Below are 19,574 nucleotides of genomic sequence, written 5' to 3' on the forward strand. Positions count from 1 at the left end.
ATTGGCCTGAAAATACAGTTCTTGTGGGAGCGAATTCATTCGCGAAGAGGCCGGAACATCCGCAGCCTGTGTATCGCCTGGAGTGTCGCCTTCCCGAATAAATTCGGTCCCACTGGATAGCGTAGGTCCATGTAAGCACCGCCTCCGCAGGGCATTTTGCGCAGCCCATCAGCCCACCTGAGCCAAACCCAATTCCCGCGTATCAATCACATGCACGCTTGCCCCGACAATGTCTTTGGCGTGATGCTTGGCTTCTGAAGCCAGCTCCGCCAACTGGCTTGCATCGAGTTCACTGCAGGATTCGCTGTGTAAATGAATCACGCCGATGGACAGCGACAGCAGGGGAAACTCCTGGCGCTGGCCCTGGCGATTGGAGGCAATGAAGCAGCCCGCTTCCAGGTGCTCGGCGCGATAGAAGCGGCGGCACTGATTCTGAAAGTCTTCCAGCAGCAAATTCAGGCGCTTGCGCCAGTCCTCGGAGCCCAGGACCATCAGGAAGTCGTCGCCGCCGATGTGGCCCACGAAGTCCTGGCTAGGGTCGATGCGGTCATTCAGGCACTGCGCCAGGCACAGCAATACCTCATCACCACGCCCGTAACCGTAGATATCGTTGAAAGGTTTGAAGCTGTCGATGTCCACGTAGCAAATCATCGACTCGCGCCCTTGCTGCAGTAGGCGAGTCAGGCATTGCTGGATCGGGACGTTGCCTGGCAGCAGTGTCAGCGGATTGGCATAACGGGCCTGCTGGATCTTCAGCTCGGTAATCAGCTTGAGCACATCGATCACCCGGCCAAGCCCTAGGTAGCTGCCGTTCAGGGTGATGATGAAGTCCTCCTCGATGCGCTGTCGGGCGCGGCTGGTCAATAAACGACTGACTTTTTGCAGTGACTGGTTCAGTTCAACCGCGAGGAAGTCATCGCTCATCAAACGGCTGATCGGCTTGCGCGCGAACAGCTCGGTGCCGAAGGGTTTGAGCAGCACTTCGGACAACGAATGCCGGTGCACGATGCCACACGGTCGACCCTGGTCATCCAGTACGGCCATGGAGTTCAAGGCCGCCTGCTTGCGAAAGGCTTCGAGCACCGAAGCGGTCGGAGTGCTTTGCTCGACGGCCGGTTGCTCATTGAGTAAAGCGCTCAGGTCGCTGCCTTCGTCGTTCAACGTGGGCATCGCCACAGCGTCCAGTTTTGGCAGGAGCTTGCGGGTGTCGCGGGGAGGTTGTTCCTGCGGACGGCACAGCAGATAGCCCTGGACCAGATCTACACCCATTTCGCTCAATACCGCGAGTTCTTCCGGCAGCTCGATACCTTCGGCGATGACCGAAGCGCGTGAGGCCTTGGCCATTTGCAGCATGGAACCGACGAATTCACGCTTGACCGCGTCCTGATGAATGCCGTCGATGAAGTGACGGTCGATCTTCACGTACTCGGGGCGCAACTCTGACCATAGGCGCAGGCTGGAGTAGCCCGCCCCGAGATCGTCCATGGCGATGGAAAACCCCATGTCCCGGTAGTGATGCAGAGCGGTATACAGCAGCTCGAAATCTTCCGTGGGGGTTTGCTCGGTCAACTCGATCACCACCTTGTTAGGCGCAATGCCGTAGCGTTGCAGCAACTCCAGCGTGCGGCCGGGTGGGTGTGAGGACTCCAGCAGGGATTCCGGCGAGATATTGAGAAACAGCTTGCCTTCAAGTCGCTGTTCGCTGAATCGACGGCAGGCACTTTCGCGACAGGCCATTTCCAGCTCGCTCAGGCGTCCGGCATGACGGGCCACCGCGAACAGGTTGACAGGGGAGTGCAGGGCGCTGTTGGAAGGGCCGCGCGTCAGGGCTTCATAACCCAGAATTCGTCGTTCGGTCAGCGACACGATTGGCTGGAACAGGCTGTGCAGATCGCTATGAGCGAGAATCGAGCTCAGTGCGCTCAGCTGTTCTGTCATGGTCATGGCAATCTCGAGGCAAGAAAAAGGGGGCCAAGCGACGGTACGCTTGAGCCCCCTATTTCACGACAGCTTCATGACTGTTTGATGACGATTGCCATCAAATAGCCATTTCGAACCGTGACTTCCCGTGGGAGCGAATTCATTCGAGAAAGCGTCCTGCAAGGCAATGATGGTTTGCCTGCTCTGCCAATTCGCGAATGAATTCGCTCCCACACTGCATGCCCTATATCACCGGGCTGTCTACTTCTTGGCAACCGAAGCACTCAAGCCCAGATAGTCGATCAGGATACGACCGGTTTCGGACAGATACGCGTCGTCCTCCGGCTTGGCGTTCTCATCTTCTACTGGCAACGCATCTTCGTCTTCTTTCTTCAGCTCTTTAAGCGGCTCTTCACCTTTGGCTTTGCGACGGGCGTTTTCAAGTGCCAGTTGCTTGCCTTCGATGGACGCGTGCTCGGCGCGACGGTCGGCTTCGTTCAGGCTGACCGTTTTTTCATTCATCAATTGCTTGGCCAAGGCCAGACGATTTTCGATGAACACAAACTCCGCATCTTTGGCTGAACGGGTCTCATGTCGCGACTGAAGCTGGGCCAGGAACGGCTTGAACGGGTCAACAGCCGGTTTGATCGCCGGTTTGATGCTGTCCCATGGCATTGCCTCAGGCAGCGCACTCTCGCCGATTTCCTTGGTGTCGATGATCGACGGATAGGTGATATCCGGCACGACGCCCTGATGCTGGGTGCTCTGCCCGGAAACCCGGTAGAACTTGGCCAGGGTCAGTTTCAGCTCACCGTGATTGAGCGGCTGAATGGTCTGCACGGTGCCTTTACCGAAGGTCTGGCCACCGATGATCAGCGCGCGGTGGTAGTCCTGCATGGCGCCGGCGAAAATCTCCGAAGCCGAGGCTGACAGGCGGTTGACCAACAGTGCCATCGGGCCTTTGTAGAAGGCGCCGGTGTCTTCATCTTCAAGTACATCGACCTTGCCGTCGGCATTACGCACCAGAACGGTCGGGCCTTTGTCGATGAACAGGCTGGTCAGTTCGGTCGCTTCCTGCAACGAGCCGCCACCGTTGTTACGCAGATCCAGCACTACACCGTCGACCTTTTCGGCCTGCAGTTCGGTCAGCAGTTTCTTCACGTCGCGGGTGGTGCTCTTGTACTGCGGATCGCCAGCGCGGTATGCCTTGAAGTCCAGATAGAAAGCCGGAATGTCGATCACGCCGAGCTTGTAGTCGCGGCCATCCTGTTTCAGGTGCAGGATCGATTTCTTCGCAGCCTGTTCTTCCAGCTTCACCGCTTCGCGAGTGATAGCAACGATTTTGCTGGTCTGGTCATTCGGCGCATTGCTGGCCGGAATCACTTCCAGGCGCACAACAGAGCCCTTCGGACCACGAATCAGTTTGACGACTTCATCCAGACGCCAGCCGATTACGTCGACCATCTCTTTGTCGCCCTGAGCGACGGCGACGATCTTGTCGGCCGGTGCGACTTGCTTGGTTTTGGCGGCAGGGCCGGCCGGTACCAGACGGACGATCTTCACGTTGTCGTTGTCGCTCTGCAACACGGCGCCAATGCCTTCCAGCGACAGGCTCATGTTGATGTCAAAGTTTTCCGCGCTGTCCGGAGACAGGTAGTTGGTGTGCGGATCGTAAGACATGGCGAAGGTGTTGATGTATGCCTGGAAGATATCTTCAGCACGTGTCTGGCCCAGACGTGCCAGTTGATTCTTGTAACGCTTGGTCAGCGTTTCCTGAATCTTCGCCGGGTCTTTACCGGCAATCTTCAGGCGCAGGACTTCATCTTTGACACGTTTGCGCCACAGATCATCCAGCTCGGCTTCGTTCTTCGGCCAGGCGGCGTCCTTGCGATCCACCAGCAAGCTTTCCTTGGCAGTGAAATCAAGCTTGTCGACGCCTTTGTTCAATTCAGCCAGGGCGAAATCGAGACGCGACTTGATGCGATCCAGATAGCGCTTGTAGATGGTGAAGCCAGGATTCAGATCGCCGCTTTTCAGGAAGTCGTCGAACTGGGTACGCCACTTGTCGAATTCTGCGATATCGCTGGCGAGAAAATAGCTGCGCGCCGGGTCCAGAAGCTTCAGGTAGCTTTCATAGATGATGACCGAACGTTTATCGTCCAGTGGCGGCTTGCTGTAATGGTGCCGTTTGAGCAGCTCAACCACGTTGAGACTGGCAATCACTTCGTCGCGATCAGGCTGGAGGTTATCCCAGCTGCTGGCGGCGAAGGAGCTGGCGGACATCGGCAAAATGCTGAGACCCACAACCAGCGCGAGGGCGGTACTTGGTAAGAAATGCTTCATGCTGATTCGACGCGGGGACAATTGATAACGCATATTAGGCCGTCTTTGGAAGTCGCCGGTTCCGTCGGATCCGGTCGCATAATGCAAGAAAGCCCGTGCTGTTTCAGCTTCGGGCTCAGTCCAGACTCACTATGGAGGCACTGTGAAGGCATTGCAAGGCGTTGAAGGTCGTGTGGAATGGGTCGATGAGCCAAGTCCGGCTCTGGATGTGGGGCAAGTTCGTATCAAAGTTGCCGCTGCAGGTTTGAATCGGGCCGATTTATTACAGCGTGCGGGGCTCTATCCGCCGCCTCCCGGGGCGAGTGAAATTCTCGGAATGGAGTGTTCTGGGGTGATCGCCGAAGTCGGTCCCGGCGCGTCCTGGCAAGTGGGCGACAGAGTCTGTGCGCTGCTGGCTGGCGGGGCGATGGCCGAAGAAGCGGTGGTTGATGGGCGGCATGTCCTGCCGGTTCCTGAAGGGTTGTCACTGGCCGAGGCCGCCGCCATTCCGGAAGTCTATGCCACCGCATGGCTTAACCTGTTTCAGCTCGCGGGTCTCAAACCCGGCGAGAAAGTGTTGTTACATGCAGGGGCAAGTGGAGTTGGTTCAGCTGGTATTCAGCTTTGCAAGGCGTTTGGCAACCCTGTCTGGGTCAGCGTGGGGTCGGCAGATCGTCTGGAGTACTGCATCGAGTTGGGCGCGCAGGGCGGCGTCGTGCGCAATGAAAGCCTGGACAGCCTCAAGGATTTCGCGCCGTTCGATGTGATTCTTGATCCAGTGGGCGCCAACTATGCCGAGCTCAACGTCAAACTGCTCAGTGTCGATGGTCGCTGGGTGCTGATTGGTTTGATGGGTGGCCGCGAGGCACAACTGGACATGGCACAGGTTCTGGGCAAACGCATCCAGTTACTGGGTTCGACGTTGCGCAGCCGTGACGACACATTCAAAGCTGATCTTTTGCATGATCTCGGGCAGCATGTCTGGCCACTGTTCACCGAAGGCCGCCTCAAGCCCCAACTGGCCCGCAGCTATCCGATCAAAGACGCTGAAGGGGCTTATGCCGAGCTGGCGGGCAACAAGGTCAATGGCAAGCTGGTGCTGGTGATTGACGAGAGTCTGGTTTAAAGCCAGTGCACAGAACCGGTAGGAGCCAACTTGTTGGCGAGGCAGTGTGTCAGCAAACACTTTTGTGTCTGAACCGACGCTTCGCGAACAAGTTCGCTCCTACCGGATTCGATTGAATCCGTAGGGCCGGATTTATCCGCGAGGTCGTCAGTGAAAGGCGCTACTTCCAGCTATGCACCGGCCAACCGGCTTTCTGCGCATGCTCCAGCAAGGTCGGGTCCGGATTCACCACATGCGGGTGATCCACCTTGAGCAGCAGCGGCAGATCATTGCGTGAATCAGAGTAGAAGCTCGCACCTTCAAGGTTTTCACCTTCTGCGTCCAGCCATTCCATGAGGCGGGTAATCTTGCCTTCGCGGTAGGTCAGGGTGCCCACGGTCTTGCCGTTGTAAACGCCGTGCGCCACATCCAGTTCAATGGCCAGCACTTCATCAATGCCGATGCGTTCCGCGATCGGTTTCACCAGATGAACCCCGGACGCTGAGATCACCAGAATTCGGTCACCTGCAGCGCGGTGTTCGGCGATGCACTTGGTCGCTTCGCTGAAAATGATCGGCTCGATGTAATCCTCGACCCATGGCCCGACCAGATGATCCACTTCTTCCGGGGTACGTCCCAGCATGGGCTCCAGGCTGAAGGCCATGTAGTCCTCCATCGCCAGTTTGCCTTCGCTGTAGGCCTGCATCAATTCGTGGTCGCGTTTGATGAATGACGCTGAGTCAACCCAGCCAAGCCTGGCCATCTGCTCGCTCCACAGGCTGGCGCAGTCACCGGCGATCAGGGTTTCATCCAGGTCAAAAATTGCTAAAGCCATTTAAAGCTGTCCTCAGTAAGTGCAGGTTATTCCGTAGAAGATCTCTTGGTATCCCTGACACCGCGCTGTTGCGCAGCAAACGGGGACCTGTAGGAGTGAGCTTGCTCGCGATTTGGTTCGTTAATTGGAGAACATATTGCCTGAACTGACGCTATCGCGAGCAAGCTCACTCCTACAGAGACCTCATTTCAAATCAGATTGTTATGTTTTGTTTGATATGAGCGGTGTAGCTGCTAAGCCACCTCGCAGAGTGCCGAGGCATCAATCCTCAACGTCACTCGCGTCCCGTCAGCGAGCAAATCCTCTGCCGAGCGATTGAGCACGTCCACCACCAACTCCACACCGCGGGCCTCGACCCGATAGCGGATCACGTTGCCCAGCAGGCTGTGGCTGCGGATTTGCCCTTCAAGTTCGCCGGTCAGGCTCAGTTGAATGGACTCCGGACGAATCGCGATACGGCTGTTGATCGGCCGTTGCATCAACCGGCTGGCGTCTTCGGCTTCGAGCAGGTTGTAGTTGCCAATGAAGCCTGCCGCGAAAACATCCACCGGGGCAGTGTAAAGGGTTTCGGCATCGCCGCTCTGCACGATACGACCCTGATTCATCAGGAAGATGCGATCGGACATGGTCAGCGCTTCTTCCTGATCGTGGGTCACGAAGATCGTGGTCAGCCCCAGCTCACGCTGAATGGCACGAATCTGCTCGCGCAAGTGCTTGCGAATCCGTGCATCCAGCGCCGACAACGGTTCATCCAGCAGCAACAGACGCGGGCGAGTCACCAGCGAGCGGGCGAGGGCCACGCGTTGGCACTGGCCGCCGGACATCTGATGCGGATAGCGGCTGGCGAAATCGGTCAGTTCAACCAGCTTCAACACCTCGGCAACCCGCTTGTGGGTGTCGTCGGCATTGACCTTCTGCATACGCAGGCCGAAGGCGACGTTCTGCTCCACAGTCATGTTTGGGAACAGCGCGTAGCTCTGGAACACCATGCCGATGTTGCGCTTCTGTGGGGTGACTGGGACCAGATCGACACCGTCCAGCAGAATGCGCCCGCTGTTGACCGAGGTCAGCCCCGCGATGCAGCGCAGCAAAGTTGACTTGCCACAACCGGACGGGCCGAGCAGGGTGACGAACTCACCGCGCTCGATGGTGCAGTTGATGTCACTGAACACCGCTGTGCTGCCGTAATTTTTTTGCAGGTTTTCGACGCTGACAAAACTCATATCAGTCTTTGTCCTTATTCAGGCGATTGGCGGCCAGGGTCAGCAGCAACACGAAGAGGAAGTAGGAAATCACCAGCGCACTGTTGAAGTGACCGCTGCTGTTACGCATATTGTTCAGGTACACCTGTAAGGTTTCGTAGCGTGTGCCGACCAGCAGGTTGGCGAACACGAACTCGCCGAACAGGAAGGAAAACGACAGCAGCAGGGCGACCATCAAACCTTTGCGCAGGTTGGGCAGTACCACCAGAAACGCTGCTTGCCAGGTATTGGCACCGAGTAACTGCGCCGCGTCCATCAGGTCGGTCAGATTGATCGCTTGCAGGTTGTTACTGATCGCCCGGTACATGAACGGCAGGGCAACGGTGAAATAGCAGCCGATCAGAATCCACGGCGTGCCAACCATCGCGAACGGCCCGGAACCATACAGCTGCAGCAGGCCCACGGACGACGCTACCGGGGGGACCGCGAAGGGCAGCAGGATCAGGATGTTCATCAACGCATCAAGCCGCGGGAAGTGGTAATGCACCACGAACAGCAGCGGCAGGATCAGCACCACCGAGAGAATCAGCGCGCCCACACAGACCAGCAGCGATTGACCAAACGCAGCGAGGAAGCGCGGGTCGCTCCACAGCGCGATGTACCATTTGAAGGTCAGGCCACTGGGCAGAATGCTTGCCGACCAACTGGTGGCCAGTGAGTAAAGCAGCGTACCGGCCAGCGGCAGCAGCAGGATGAAGAACAATAGATAAACGACCGCCCGGTGATAAAACCGTGCCGGGCCTCTTTCAGCGCGAGACATGGTAGCTCCTCTTAAGCAACCACTGATGAACGACGGTGACCAGTGTCATCAGGCCGACCAGAATCATTGCCAAAGCGCTGGCCATGTTCGGATCAAGACTGATATCGCCTGCGACCATGGCTGCAATGCGGATCGGCAGCACGTTGAAGTTGCCGGTAGTCAAGGCGTACACCGTGGCGTAAGCGCCCAGCGCGTTGGCCAGCAAAATCACGAAGGTGCCGAGCAGGGCGGGAGTCAGTACCGGCAAACCGATGTAACGCCAGAATTGAAAGCTGCTGGCGCCGAGCAACGACGCCGAATCACGCCAGTCCTGACGCAACGCGTCGAAGGCCGGGTAAAGCAGCAACACGCCAAGGGGGATCTGGAAGTAGGTGTAGAGGATGATCAGCCCGGTTTTCGAATACAGGTTGAAGTCTTCGATGATCCCCGCCTGCTTGAGCATCAAGGTTACAGCGCCGTTGAAGCCCAGCAGAATGATGAACGCAAAGGCCAGAGGGACGCCGGAGAAGTTGCTGGTCATGTTGGCGAACGAATTGACGAAGTCCCGCAGGCGAGAGTCCACATTGCGCAGCGAGTAACTGCCCAGCACCGCAATGATGATGCCGAACAGGCTGGACCAGAAGCTGATCTCCAGGCTGAACTGCATGGCCTGACGGTAGAACCGCGAGTCGAAGGCCTTGATGAAGTTTTCGAGGCCCCAGCCTGCTTCGGAATGCAGGCTGTTGATCGCTACCCAGCCGAGCGGCGCGATCTGAAACACGAAGAAGAACAGTGCAAACGGCAGCAGGCAGAGAAGCCCGAGCCATTTACCGCGATTTTGGGTGCTCACTTGAGAATCTCCCGGCATAACGGTTTGTCGTGGGGCACACCGAGCAGTTCGCAGACAGTGCCGCACAACTCGGTTTGCCTTGGCGTCGCCTCAGGGTTCAGGTTGAACGCATCGCCCAGCACGAACAGTGGGACTTCGCGTTCTTCGGGCAGCAGGCCGTTGTGGGAGCGATCGTTGTTCATGCCGTGGTCGGCGGTGATCAATACCTGATAACCGGCGTCGAGCCAGCCTTGCAGGTAATCCGCGATGATGATGTCAACGCTGCGTGCGCTGTTGCGGTATTGCGGGCTGTCGAGGCCGTGTTTGTGCCCGGCGTCGTCGATGTTCATGGGGTGAATCAACAGCAGATTCGGCGTGTGCCTGACGCGCAGACTCTCTGCGTCGGCAAACAGGTGCGAATCGGGGTAATGGTCAGCGTAATAAAAGTGTCCGTGCTGAATCGGTAATTTCACGTCATCCGTGTGGCGATCACGGGCGGCATCGAACGGCGTGCGATTGTACAGTTCACTGACCCAGTGATAGGCCGCCGCGGCGGTACTGAGCCCGGCATCGGTGGCGTAGTGGAACATGCTGCGTTGGTTCGATAACCGGGAAACCTGGTTGTGGACGATGCCGCTTTCAATCGGCGGTACGCCCGTCAGGATGCATTCGTACAGCGGGCGCGAGAGTGCCGGCAATTCGCATTCCAGCTTGTAAAGCGAAGCTCGACCTGCGTTGGCGTAAGCCTGCAGATGGCCCATCGCGTGTCGGGCCACTTCGTAGTTAAGGCCGTCGAGCACGATGAGGATGACATTGTGTTTCATGAGCCAATCGCTCCGGCAGGGTGTGTCACAGGCTGATACTTGGGCGTAAAGATAAAAAAATGGCCTCATCCTTGAGGCCTTTGGTGCATCAGTTCATTTCGACGATGACTTGCTCGTTCCACATCTGTGGCAGCGCCTTGGAGGTCTTCTCCCATGCTGCTGCGTTTTTGATCGGCGTCACGCCTTTGTACTGTTCGTTTGGCAGCAGTTTGGCCTGAACGTCTGCTGGCAGTTTGATGTGCTCAGCACGGATCGGGCGTGCGTTGCCCTTGGCCAGGTTGATCTGACCAGCATCACTGAAGATGTACTCTCGAGCCAGTTTGGCGGCGTTAGGGTTTTTCGCGTATTTGTTGATGATGGTGGTGTAGCCGGAAATCACCGAACCATCGGACGGGATCAGCACCACGTAGTCATCCGGGTTGGTCATCTTGGCCTTGTAGCTCAGGCCGTTGAAGTCCCAGACGATGCCCACTTCAACTTCGCCTTTTTCCATGCTCTGGATGTTCGGGTTGTTGAGGGCCAGACGCTTCTGCTTGGCCAGTTCAGTGAACAATTGCAGGCCTGGCGCGATATTGCTTTCGTCGCCTTTCATGGCAATCGCAGCGGCCAGAACGCCGTTGGCGGCCTGGGCTGCGGTGCTCACGTCACCCACAGTAACCTTGTACTTGCCGTTCTTCAGGTCAGCCCACTTGGTGGGTACTTCAGAACCGTGCAGCAGTTTTTTGTTGACTACAAAAGCGATGGTGCCGGTGTAGGCCAGTGCCCAGTGACCGTCTTTGTCTTTGGCCCAGTCCGGGACCTGATCCCAGGTGCTTGGCTTGTACGGTTGGGTCACGCCTTTAGCCGCTGCGATAGGGCCGAAGGCCGCGCCGACGTCACCGATGTCAGCGCTGGCGTTGTCTTTTTCCGCGTCGAACTTGGCGATTTCCTGGGCCGAGCTCATGTCCGTGTCCATGTGCTTGAGGCCGTATTTGGTCTGCAAGTCAGCCCAGGTGTCTTTCCAGTTCGCCCAGTCGTCCGGCATGCCAACACTGTTGACTGCGCCTTCAACCTTCGCGGCTGCTTCAAGGGTTTTCAGGTCAGCGTCTGCCGCCATGACGGACGTGCTGAGAGCGATAGCGGAACCGAGGAGTGATGCCAGCAAAAGGTGTTTCATTCGAAGCTCCTTGTGCACTTCTGAAAGATCTTTTTAGAAGTGATCGTTGCGGGTTGGTTGGTCTAGGTCAGCAATACCTGAGCCAAGTTAAGCTTTTTCGATGACATTTTTATGTTGGCGACGCGCATTGGTCGCTTGGCGCGCGGTCAGTCAGCGTTGCGCGGGGTAAGCGTAGACCAAGATGCAAGCCTTGATCTGAAAGGCCTTCAGCGGTTTTTTACGTGAGGCTGGCATGGTTTGTGATGGGCGTTGTCATGGAGCAGTCATCTACACTCCGTAGGCTGTTTCCATGCACCATCGTGTGCAACGAGAATAAACAGCGCGCTGTTTTGGCGCTGGTCTAGTCCAGAAAGGAAGCCTGATGCGCGAAGAAGTGCCCCGTGCGGTCACAACGATCTGTAATGCCCTGCAAGAGCAGATCGAGCATGGTCTTTTGCCGCCTGGCAGCAAGTTGCCTGCCGAGCGTAAATTGAGTGAGGTGTTCGATACCACGCGCATCACCTTGCGTGAGGCATTGGTACAGCTCGAAGCGTTGGGGCTTATCTATAGAGAGGAACGGCGCGGGTGGTTTATTTCACCGCCACGCTTGGCATACGACTTGATGCGCCGTAGCCACTTTCACGCAATGGTCGAGGCCCAAGGCAGGGTTGCCGATACCCTGGTCATTTCGGCACGTCTGCAACCGGCCTCGGCGAAGATCTGCGAAATGCTTCAATTGCCTGCGCTGTCCAGCGTGATCCAGATTTGCCGTGCGCGACGCATTGATCGGCGTCTGGTGTTGTACGTTGAGCATTACCTTAATCCCGAATACTTCCCCGGCATCCTCGATTACGACCTCAATCAGTCACTGACCGAGCTGTACGCCAGCCGCTATGAGTTGCGTTACGGTCAGGTTCGCTTCGAAATGGTTCCCACCGCCTTGCACGCCGAAGCCTCTGCGGCGCTCAAGGTTTCACTGGGCAGCCCTGGATTGCGTATCGCGAGAGTCAACTTCGATCAGAACGAGCGCTTGATTGACTGTGATCTGGAGTATTGGCGACATGACGCGATACACGTGAGTGCGGTGGTGCGGGATATTTGAGGGATTGCCAAATAGTAAATCTCATTCAACCGGACCTGTAGCAGCTCACTAGCGACGCATTCTTACCTGATCAAATCGATTTTTTGTTGGAGCGAGGCTTGCCCGCGAAACAGAAGGCGCGGTATCGCAGACACACCGCGTTGTTGCTCTTCGCGGGCAAGCCTCGCTCCAACAGGTCGCTGTTTGCCGCGAGTTAACGAGGGATCACGGACATCGGGACCGCCCCAGCAGGTCCTGGTTTCGGTGAGATATTCCTCAGAGTTCGTCCTCTTAACTAAGCTTCTCCAGAATCTTGAAAACGACAGTGCCCAGAATCCCGATCATCCCCAGCCAGATCATGAACACGCCGCTGTTGCGCTCCTGGTAGCTGTAACCAATGCATAACAGCAGCATACCCGCGAGAATCGGTAGCAGAGTCGAGAAAAAGGCGTCCATGACGTCCCACTTTCAGAGACTGATGGATTCAGTCCAGGCGGGTTTGGACGTTATCGCGTTGATATAAGGCAGGCCTTGGTAAGCAGGCACAGAACGCGTGCCTGCCCCGATATTTAATCATGGCAACTCATGACTCGCATAAAACGCAGTCAACACCTTAACCAGATGCGCCAGGTCCTGACTGCCCGCCAATTCCCGGATCGAGTGCATGGCAAACGTCGGCAAGCCGATGTCCACGGTGCGCACGCCCAGGTGGCTGGCGGTGATCGGGCCGATGGTTGAACCGCAGGCCATGTCGCTGCGCACCACGAAGCTCTGCACCGGTACTTCTTCAGCCATGCACAGATGGCGGAAGAACCCTGCGGTTTCGCTGTTGGTGGCGTAGCGCTGGTTGCTGTTGACCTTGATCACCGGGCCTGCATTGAGTTTCGGGCCGTGGTTGGCGTCGTGTTTCTCGGCGTAGTTGGGGTGAATGCCGTGAGCGTTGTCGGCGGAGACCAGCAACGATTTCTGGATCGTACGCACGTAATCTGCTCCGTCCGGCAGCAGGCGCTGAATGATCTGCTCCAGCATCGGCCCGTCCGCACCACAGGTCGACGACGAGCCCACTTCTTCATGATCGGTGCAAACCAGCAGGCAGGTCTCATCAGTGTCTGTGCCGAGCAGCGCTTGCAGGCCGGCGTAGCAAGACAGCAGATTGTCCAGACGTGCACCCGCGATGAAGTCGGCGTTCAACCCCACCACTGCGGCGCTTTGCGTGTCGTAGAAACTCAGCTCGTAATCAAGCACCACATCAGCATTCAGACCATGTTCGCGTGCCAGTTGGTCGGTGAGCAGGGCGCGGAAATCGGCCCGCTCATCACCGGCTACCTGAGCCAGAATCGGCGGTAGCTCGGTTTGTGGGTTGATCGTCCAGCCTTCGTTTGCAGTACGGTTAAGATGGATCGCCAGGTTGGGGATCACGGCAATCGGCTGCTTGAAGTCGATAAGCTGGCTTTCGACCTTGCCATCGCGGCGGAAAGTAACGCGGCCAGCCAGGGACAAGTCACGGTCGAACCATGGCGCTAGCAGGGCACCGCCGTAGACTTCGACGCCCAGTTGCCAGAAGCCCTGGCGCTGCAATTCAGGTTGTGGCTTGACCCGTAGGCATGGGCTGTCGGTATGAGCGCCGACCATGCGGATGCCGCCGGTCAAAGGCGACTGACGACCCATGCGGAACGCCACGATAGACGAGTCATTGCGGGTGACGTAATACCGGCCACCGGTTTCGGTGGCCCAGGTTTCGCGTTCGTCCAGGCGCTGGAAGCCAGCAGCTTCAAGGTGTTGGACGAGGGTAGCGGTTGCATGGAAAGGGGTAGGAGAGGCCTTGAGGAAATCAATCAGGCCTTTGTTCAGCTCATCGCGCATAAGTCACTCCAGACAGCAATGGCGGGAGTTTACCGTATTGGCGGGGCGATGTTGGCAAGTCATTGAAGGCAGTGTGACCTTATCGCGAGCAAGCTCGGCTCCCACAGGGAGAATTCGATCTCATGTGGGAGCCGAGCTTGCTCGCGATTCAGGCGCCGCAAATATGAAGCTCGCTTCAGGTAATCAAAACGGCGCAGGACACTCAAACCGCAAGCGCTCGCCACTCTGCGGATGGGTAAAGCTCAACATGCTCGCATGCAGGCACAAACGTGGATACGCCGCCAGGGCTTCCGGATGTGCATACAGACCATCTCCCAGCAACGGATGCCCGATCGACAGCATATGAACCCGCAACTGATGCGAGCGCCCGGTAATCGGCGTCAGTTCGACACGGCTGTAATGACCGCAGCGCTCCAGTACCTTCCAGAACGTCTGCGCATGCTTGCCTGCTTCGTGATCCACCACATGCCGAGGCTTGGTAGGCGGGTCGTAACGCAAGGGGAGGTCGATGCTGCCGCTGTCCAGCGTCGGTTCGCCCCAGCACAGCGCGGTGTAGGCTTTTTCGGTTTCCCGGTCATGAAACTGTCTGGACAGCTCGCGATGTGTATCCGGGTCGCGGGCCAGCAGAATGATCCCGGAGGTTTCCCAGTCCAGACGATGGACGATGCGGGCTTGCGGGTAGCCGTTTTCCTGCAGGCGGGTGATCAGGCAATCCTTGTTGTCCTCGGCGCGGCCGGGGACGGAAAGCAGCAGGGTAGGCTTATCAATCACCAGAACGGCAGCGTCCTGATGAATGATGCGGATGTTCGACAACGGCATTTAACGGCCTCTAAACGCAACGGCGGCATCAGCCCCACTCTTGAGAATGGTGCTGATGCCGCCGCAGGCAACTGCCGGATCTAGCGATCTGGCAGGGTGATATTGAGTTCCAGAATCGAACAGCTACCCTGGTTTTCCAGAGCAACCTGCACATCGTTGGACTCGATGTTGACGTACTTGCGGATCACTTCGACCAGCTCTTTTTGCAAGGCTGGCAGGTAGTCCGGAGTCGTACGCTGGCCGCGTTCATGCGCCACGATGATCTGTAGACGCTCTTTCGCAACCGACGCGGTACTGACTTTTTTGCTGGCACGAAAGAAGTCGAAAATGTTCATCAGTTACCCCCGAACAGGCGTTCGAAAAATCCTTTCTTCTGAATGTCCAGGAAACGGTGCTCGCGCTCTTTGCCCAACAGACGATCAACCGCGTCGCTGTAAGCCTGACCAGCATCGCTCTGGTCGTCGAGGATGACCGGCACGCCCTGGTTGGAAGCTTTAAGCACTGCCTGCGACTCCGGGATCACGCCCAGCAGAGTCACCGCGAGGATTTCCTTGACGTCGTCGACGCCCAGCATCTCGCCCTTGCTCACACGCTCCGGGTTGTAGCGGGTCAGCAGCAGGTGTTCCTTGATCGGGTCTTCGCCGCGCTCTGCACGACGCGATTTGCTGGCCAGCAGGCCCAGCATACGGTCCGAGTCACGCACCGACGATACTTCCGGGTTGGTCACGACGATGGCTTCGTCAGCGAAGTACATCGCCAGGTGAGCACCGGTTTCAATACCAGCAGGGGAGTCGCAGACGATGTACTCGAAGGATTCCTTGAGTTCCATCAGGACTTTTTCCACGCCTTCTTTGGTCAGCGCGTCTTTGTCGCGGGTCTGGCTGGCCGCCAGCACGAACAGGCCTTCGATCTTTTTATCCTTGATCAGAGCCTGTTGCAGGTTGGCTTCGCCGTTCACCACGTTAACGAAGTCATATACCACACGACGCTCGCAGCCCATGATCAGGTCGAGGTTACGCAAGCCGACGTCGAAGTCGACGATGACAGTTTTGTGGCCGCGCAGTGCGAGACCGGTACCGATGGCGGCGCTGGTGGTGGTCTTGCCCACACCACCCTTGCCGGATGTAACCACGAGAATCTTGGCCAAGGTGTATCACCCCTAGAGGAAAAGGACAGTTAGTCCTGAATAGCGTCCCTTGAAGCGGCGACCGTCGAACAATGATGGAAATTGAAAGCTGCCAGGCATCCTACCTTGGGAGCGATTTGCCAGGAACGATGGATGCTCCCGGATTTCCTACTGCCTTTGCTACGTTTTCGCGACGAATCAGGGATGCTTTGAAAATGGCGCAGTATCCGTTAAAGCCGGATGATGTTCAACACGTCACCTGACAGGCTGACCTGTACCGACGTACCCCAGAGTGGATCCCTGCGTAAATCTTCGGAAACCTTGTATTGCCCGGCGATGGATATCAGCTCGGCACCCATTTGCTGACAGAAGATTCGCGCCTTGGTGTCGCCTTTTATCCCTGCCAGCGCACGGCCGCGCAATGGACCGTAAACATGGATGTTTCCGTCGGCGAGAAGTTCCGCACCGGGACTGACCGGGGCAATCACCACGAGATCGCCGCCTTGGGCATAAATCTGCTGGCCGCCGCGCACCGGCGTAGTGATCACACGGGTTGGTTTGATGGTCGGCTCTGGCGGGGTTTCGACTTTTTTCTTCGCCGCTTCACCTTCCAGCGGATCCAGTGGGCGCTCGCGGGCGCCTGAAGGTGGTAATACGGGCAAATCGATTGCGATGGCTGCAGCGATGTCTTCGATACGGTTGGCGCGGATCGCCAGTGTGCGCAGGCCATGCTGACGGCACACCCGCATCAGGCCGGGCAGGTCCACGGCGCCGCTGTCGGCGGGAAGTTTGTCGAGGGCCAGCACCAGCGGGGTATTACTGAAGAAATTCGGTGCCTGGGCCACTTTCGCCGCCAATTGGCGGTCGAGGGCCTCGAGGTTGTTACGGGCCAGCTCCAGCACAGTGATGGCGAGCATGCTGCCCTTGAGTTGGAAGACGGGTTCCAGTTCTTGCGATTCGTTTTGGCTCATGGTCGGCATACAACGGCTTGTCGCTAAAAGTGCCGAGACTTATAACGATAACGCCCGCTAGCCGCAAGCGGGGTCGAACCGTTGTAGAATGCGCGGCCATGGTTTTGATGGACGCTTTAATGGATCGCCCGCGTTTTCGAGCTTATTTTCTTCACCCCCGTTTCTGGCCGCTGTGGCTGGGGCTCGGGCTATTGTGGCTGATTGTTCAACTACCATTCCGCGCGCTATTGATCATCGGGCGGCTACTGGGCGCGGTGATGTATCGGGTTGCCGCTGATCGCAAATACATTGCTTCGCGCAATCTGGAGCTGTGTTTCCCGCATCTGACCAGCGATGAACGCAAGCGTCTGCTTAAGGAAAATTTCGCGTCTACGGGCATCGCCTTTTTCGAAATGGCCATGAGCTGGTGGTGGTCGAAGGAGCGTCTAGCCAAACTGGCGCACATCGAAGGCCTTGAACACCTGCAGGCCGCACAGCAGCAAGGGCAGGGCGTGATTCTCATGGCGCTGCATTTCACTACGCTTGAAGTGGGCGCTGCACTGCTGGGACAGCAACACACTATTGATGGCATGTACCGCGAGCATAAAAATCCGTTGTTCGATTTCGTCCAGCGTCGCGGCCGTGAGCGTCACAATCTGGACTCCCTCGCGGTAGAGCGTGAAGACGTCCGCGGGATGCTCAAGCTGCTGCGCGCAGGCCGGGCCATCTGGTACGCGCCGGATCAGGACTACGGTGCAAAGCAGAGTGTTTTCGTCCCGTTGTTCGGCATTCAGGCCGCCACCGTGACGGCCACCAGCAAATTCGCCAAGCTGGGGCGCGCTCAGGTCGTACCCTTTACTCAGCAGCGGCTAGCGGACGGCAGTGGTTATCGACTGGTTATTCATCCGCCCTTGCAGGACTTTCCTGGCGAAAGTGATGAAGTCGATTGCCTGCGCATCAATCAATGGGTAGAAAGTGCCATTGCGGAGTGTCCGGAACAGTATCTCTGGGCGCACCGTCGATTCAAAAGCCGGCCTCCGGGCGAGCCAAAAATCTATAAAAAGCGTACGTGATCAACTGAGGCGCAGCTAAATGCTCGAACCCGTCATCGCAATGGATGCAGTGAATGATGTAGAACCCGTTACCGGGTTGATTCTGTCTGGTGGCGGGGCGAGGGCGGCTTATCAGGTTGGTGTGTTGGCGGGGATTGCCGATTTGCTGCCTCCCGGCGCGCCCAATCCGTTCCCCGTTATCGTCGGTACCTCGGCAGGGGCGATCAATGCAGTAAAGCTGGCCAGCGGCGCGTTGCACTTCCGTACGGCAGTGCATCAATTGACCGAGTTCTGGCAGGGCTTTCGCAGCCATCAGGTGCTGCGCAGCGACTGGCCGGGGGTGATGAGTCAGGCCGGGCGTTTCTTCGGCAACAGCTTGCTGGGAATAGGCTCGCGAGTGCCAGTAGCCCTGCTCAACAGCTCGCCGCTGCGAGACCTGCTCACTGAACGGCTTGACCTGACAGGCATTGATGCGGCAATCGCTGCCAAACACCTGCGGGCGGTAGCAGTGACTGCGTTTGGTTATGAGTCAGGCCATGCCATGACGTTCTATCAGGGCAAGGGCACCATCGATCCGTGGCTGCGCCATCGTCGACTCGGAGTGCCGACGCAACTGACCATCGATCATTTGCTTGCCAGCTCGGCGATCCCGCTGCTGTTCGCGCCGGTCAAAATCGATCAGGAATACTTTGGCGACGGCGCGGTGCGACAGTCCGCACCGATCAGCCCCGCCCTGCATTTGGGCGCCAATCGAGTTCTGGTAGTCGGTGTCAGCGGCAATCCGCGGGGTGCCGATGCCAATAGGCAAGTGCAGCGGGTCACGAATGGCAAGCAGCCTACCCTGGCGCAGATCAGCGGACACATGCTCAACAGCACCTTCATCGACAACCTCGAAAGCGACATCGAAGTGCTGGAGCGCATGAACCTGGTCAGTGAGATGCTGCCCTGCGAGCATCGCGTGCGTGAAAAAGGACTCGCTCCGGTGGAGGTCTTGATCATTGCCCCGAGCCAGCCCATCGACCAGATTGCAGCCCGCCATCGCCATGAACTGCCGAGAGCGTTGCGCACGTTTTTGCGGGGGCCGGGCGCGACCAAAACCAGCGGTGCCAGTGTGCTCAGCTATCTGCTGTTTGAGGCGGGTTATTGCCGGGAATTGATTGAACTGGGGCGCTATGACGCCATGGCGCAGGGCGAACAGTTAAAGCGCTTTTTGCGGATTGAGTGAGCCGTGGGACCGGCTTTAGCCGGTAGGGCTGACTATCTGGCGACACAGATGCGGCGGCTGCACTGGCCTCTTTTAGACATGGTGCAGTGTTTGGGATGGCATAAATCCTGTGGGAGCGAGGCTTGCCCGCGATAAGAGCACCGCAGATATCAGGTCTATCGCGTACAGCCTTATCGCGGGCAAGCCTCGCTCCCACAGTTGATCCCATAGCTCCCGAAGGAGTGGGGTTGCCCCCGATGGTTTCAAAGTTGGGCCGCCATGACGCTATCGTTCAGGGCGAACAGTTAAAGCGCTTTTTGCGGATTGAGTGAGCCGTGGGACCGGCTTTAGCCGGTAAGGCTGACTATCTGGCGACACAGATGCGGCGGCTGCGCTGGCCTCTTTTAGAAATGGTGCAGTATTTGGGATGGCATAAATCCTGTGGGAGCGAGGCTTGCCCGCGATAAGAGCACCGCGGATATCAGGTCTATCGCGTCCAGCCTTATCG

At 57.6% G+C, this 19,574-nt stretch carries 18 protein-coding genes; 4 read left to right on the forward strand and 14 right to left on the reverse strand.

Annotated elements, in window-relative coordinates:
* Positions 1-168: 168 nt before the first annotated feature.
* Entirely contained in the window at positions 169-1,944 is a 1,776-nt protein-coding gene (locus KDX30_RS04955) for a bifunctional diguanylate cyclase/phosphodiesterase (protein ID WP_027899632.1), read from the reverse strand.
* A gap of 237 nt (positions 1,945-2,181) precedes the next feature.
* Positions 2,182-4,263 carry a carboxy terminal-processing peptidase gene (locus tag KDX30_RS04960; RefSeq protein ID WP_231675164.1) on the reverse strand — a complete coding sequence of 694 codons (2,082 nt, stop codon included), beginning with the start codon at positions 4,261-4,263 and terminating at the stop codon, positions 2,182-2,184.
* A gap of 142 nt (positions 4,264-4,405) precedes the next feature.
* Here KDX30_RS04960 and KDX30_RS04965 point away from each other — a divergent pair, with 142 nt between their 5' ends.
* Positions 4,406-5,368 carry an NAD(P)H-quinone oxidoreductase gene (locus KDX30_RS04965; protein ID WP_231675165.1) on the forward strand — a complete coding sequence of 321 codons (963 nt, stop codon included), beginning with the start codon at positions 4,406-4,408 and terminating at the stop codon, positions 5,366-5,368.
* 160 nt (positions 5,369-5,528) lie between these two features.
* On the opposite strand, the gene KDX30_RS04970 is transcribed toward KDX30_RS04965, so the two are convergent.
* The 6 genes from KDX30_RS04970 to KDX30_RS04995 form a co-directional block, all read right to left on the reverse strand.
* Positions 5,529-6,182 (reverse strand): HAD family hydrolase, encoded by a 654-nt coding sequence (locus KDX30_RS04970; protein WP_122396381.1) that lies wholly within the window; start codon positions 6,180-6,182, stop codon positions 5,529-5,531.
* Positions 6,183-6,415: 233 nt separating this feature from the next.
* Positions 6,416-7,405, reverse strand: a complete 990-nt coding sequence (locus KDX30_RS04975) for an ABC transporter ATP-binding protein (RefSeq protein ID WP_099269565.1) — start codon at positions 7,403-7,405, stop codon at positions 6,416-6,418.
* Position 7,406: 1 nt separating this feature from the next.
* Positions 7,407-8,204, reverse strand: a complete 798-nt coding sequence (locus tag KDX30_RS04980) for an ABC transporter permease (RefSeq protein WP_095093461.1) — start codon at positions 8,202-8,204, stop codon at positions 7,407-7,409.
* A complete protein-coding gene (locus KDX30_RS04985; protein ID WP_027899626.1) occupies positions 8,191-9,033 on the reverse strand; it encodes an ABC transporter permease in 843 nt (280 codons plus the stop codon). The genes KDX30_RS04980 and KDX30_RS04985 overlap by 14 nt, the downstream gene beginning before the upstream one ends.
* Complete coding sequence (locus KDX30_RS04990; RefSeq protein WP_122708408.1) at positions 9,030-9,836, reverse strand: alkaline phosphatase family protein; 807 nt, start codon at positions 9,834-9,836, stop codon at positions 9,030-9,032. Before KDX30_RS04990 ends, KDX30_RS04985 begins: the two co-directional genes overlap by 4 nt.
* 88 nt (positions 9,837-9,924) lie before the next feature.
* The gene (locus KDX30_RS04995) at positions 9,925-10,992 is read right to left on the reverse strand and encodes an ABC transporter substrate-binding protein (RefSeq protein ID WP_122708407.1); all 1,068 of its coding nucleotides are present in this window, start codon (positions 10,990-10,992) and stop codon (positions 9,925-9,927) included.
* A 361-nt stretch (positions 10,993-11,353) separates the two neighbouring features.
* On the opposite strand from KDX30_RS04995, the gene KDX30_RS05000 reads away from it, so the two are divergent.
* Complete coding sequence (locus tag KDX30_RS05000; RefSeq protein WP_231675166.1) at positions 11,354-12,073, forward strand: UTRA domain-containing protein; 720 nt, start codon at positions 11,354-11,356, stop codon at positions 12,071-12,073.
* A gap of 270 nt (positions 12,074-12,343) precedes the next feature.
* On the opposite strand, the gene KDX30_RS05005 is transcribed toward KDX30_RS05000, so the two are convergent.
* The 6 genes from KDX30_RS05005 to minC all read right to left on the reverse strand — a co-directional run bounded on the left by KDX30_RS05005 (position 12,344) and on the right by minC (position 16,831).
* Positions 12,344-12,508 (reverse strand): hypothetical protein, encoded by a 165-nt coding sequence (locus KDX30_RS05005; RefSeq protein ID WP_231675167.1) that lies wholly within the window; start codon positions 12,506-12,508, stop codon positions 12,344-12,346.
* A 117-nt stretch (positions 12,509-12,625) separates the two neighbouring features.
* Complete coding sequence (locus KDX30_RS05010; protein WP_231675168.1) at positions 12,626-13,915, reverse strand: M18 family aminopeptidase; 1,290 nt, start codon at positions 13,913-13,915, stop codon at positions 12,626-12,628.
* A 183-nt stretch (positions 13,916-14,098) separates the two neighbouring features.
* Positions 14,099-14,734: an RluA family pseudouridine synthase gene (locus KDX30_RS05015; RefSeq protein WP_231675169.1), complete on the reverse strand. Its 636-nt coding sequence runs from the start codon at positions 14,732-14,734 to the stop codon at positions 14,099-14,101.
* An 80-nt stretch (positions 14,735-14,814) separates the two neighbouring features.
* A complete protein-coding gene (gene minE / locus KDX30_RS05020; RefSeq protein WP_027898645.1) occupies positions 14,815-15,069 on the reverse strand; it encodes a cell division topological specificity factor MinE in 255 nt (84 codons plus the stop codon).
* Positions 15,069-15,881 carry a septum site-determining protein MinD gene (minD, locus tag KDX30_RS05025; RefSeq protein WP_027898644.1) on the reverse strand — a complete coding sequence of 271 codons (813 nt, stop codon included), beginning with the start codon at positions 15,879-15,881 and terminating at the stop codon, positions 15,069-15,071. Before minD ends, minE begins: the two co-directional genes overlap by 1 nt.
* A gap of 209 nt (positions 15,882-16,090) precedes the next feature.
* A complete protein-coding gene (minC, locus tag KDX30_RS05030) occupies positions 16,091-16,831 on the reverse strand; it encodes a septum site-determining protein MinC (protein WP_122708434.1) in 741 nt (246 codons plus the stop codon).
* A gap of 119 nt (positions 16,832-16,950) precedes the next feature.
* Between minC and KDX30_RS05035 the strand changes: the two genes are divergently transcribed.
* Entirely contained in the window at positions 16,951-17,883 is a 933-nt protein-coding gene (locus tag KDX30_RS05035; RefSeq protein WP_231675170.1) for a lipid A biosynthesis lauroyl acyltransferase, read from the forward strand.
* A gap of 19 nt (positions 17,884-17,902) precedes the next feature.
* Entirely contained in the window at positions 17,903-19,087 is a 1,185-nt protein-coding gene (locus KDX30_RS05040) for a patatin-like phospholipase family protein (protein ID WP_231675171.1), read from the forward strand.
* Positions 19,088-19,574 lie beyond the last annotated feature (487 nt).

Origin of the sequence: Pseudomonas quasicaspiana (assembly GCF_021147825.1) — a bacterium.
In the GTDB taxonomy this organism is placed as follows: Bacteria; Pseudomonadota; Gammaproteobacteria; order Pseudomonadales; family Pseudomonadaceae; genus Aquipseudomonas; species Aquipseudomonas quasicaspiana.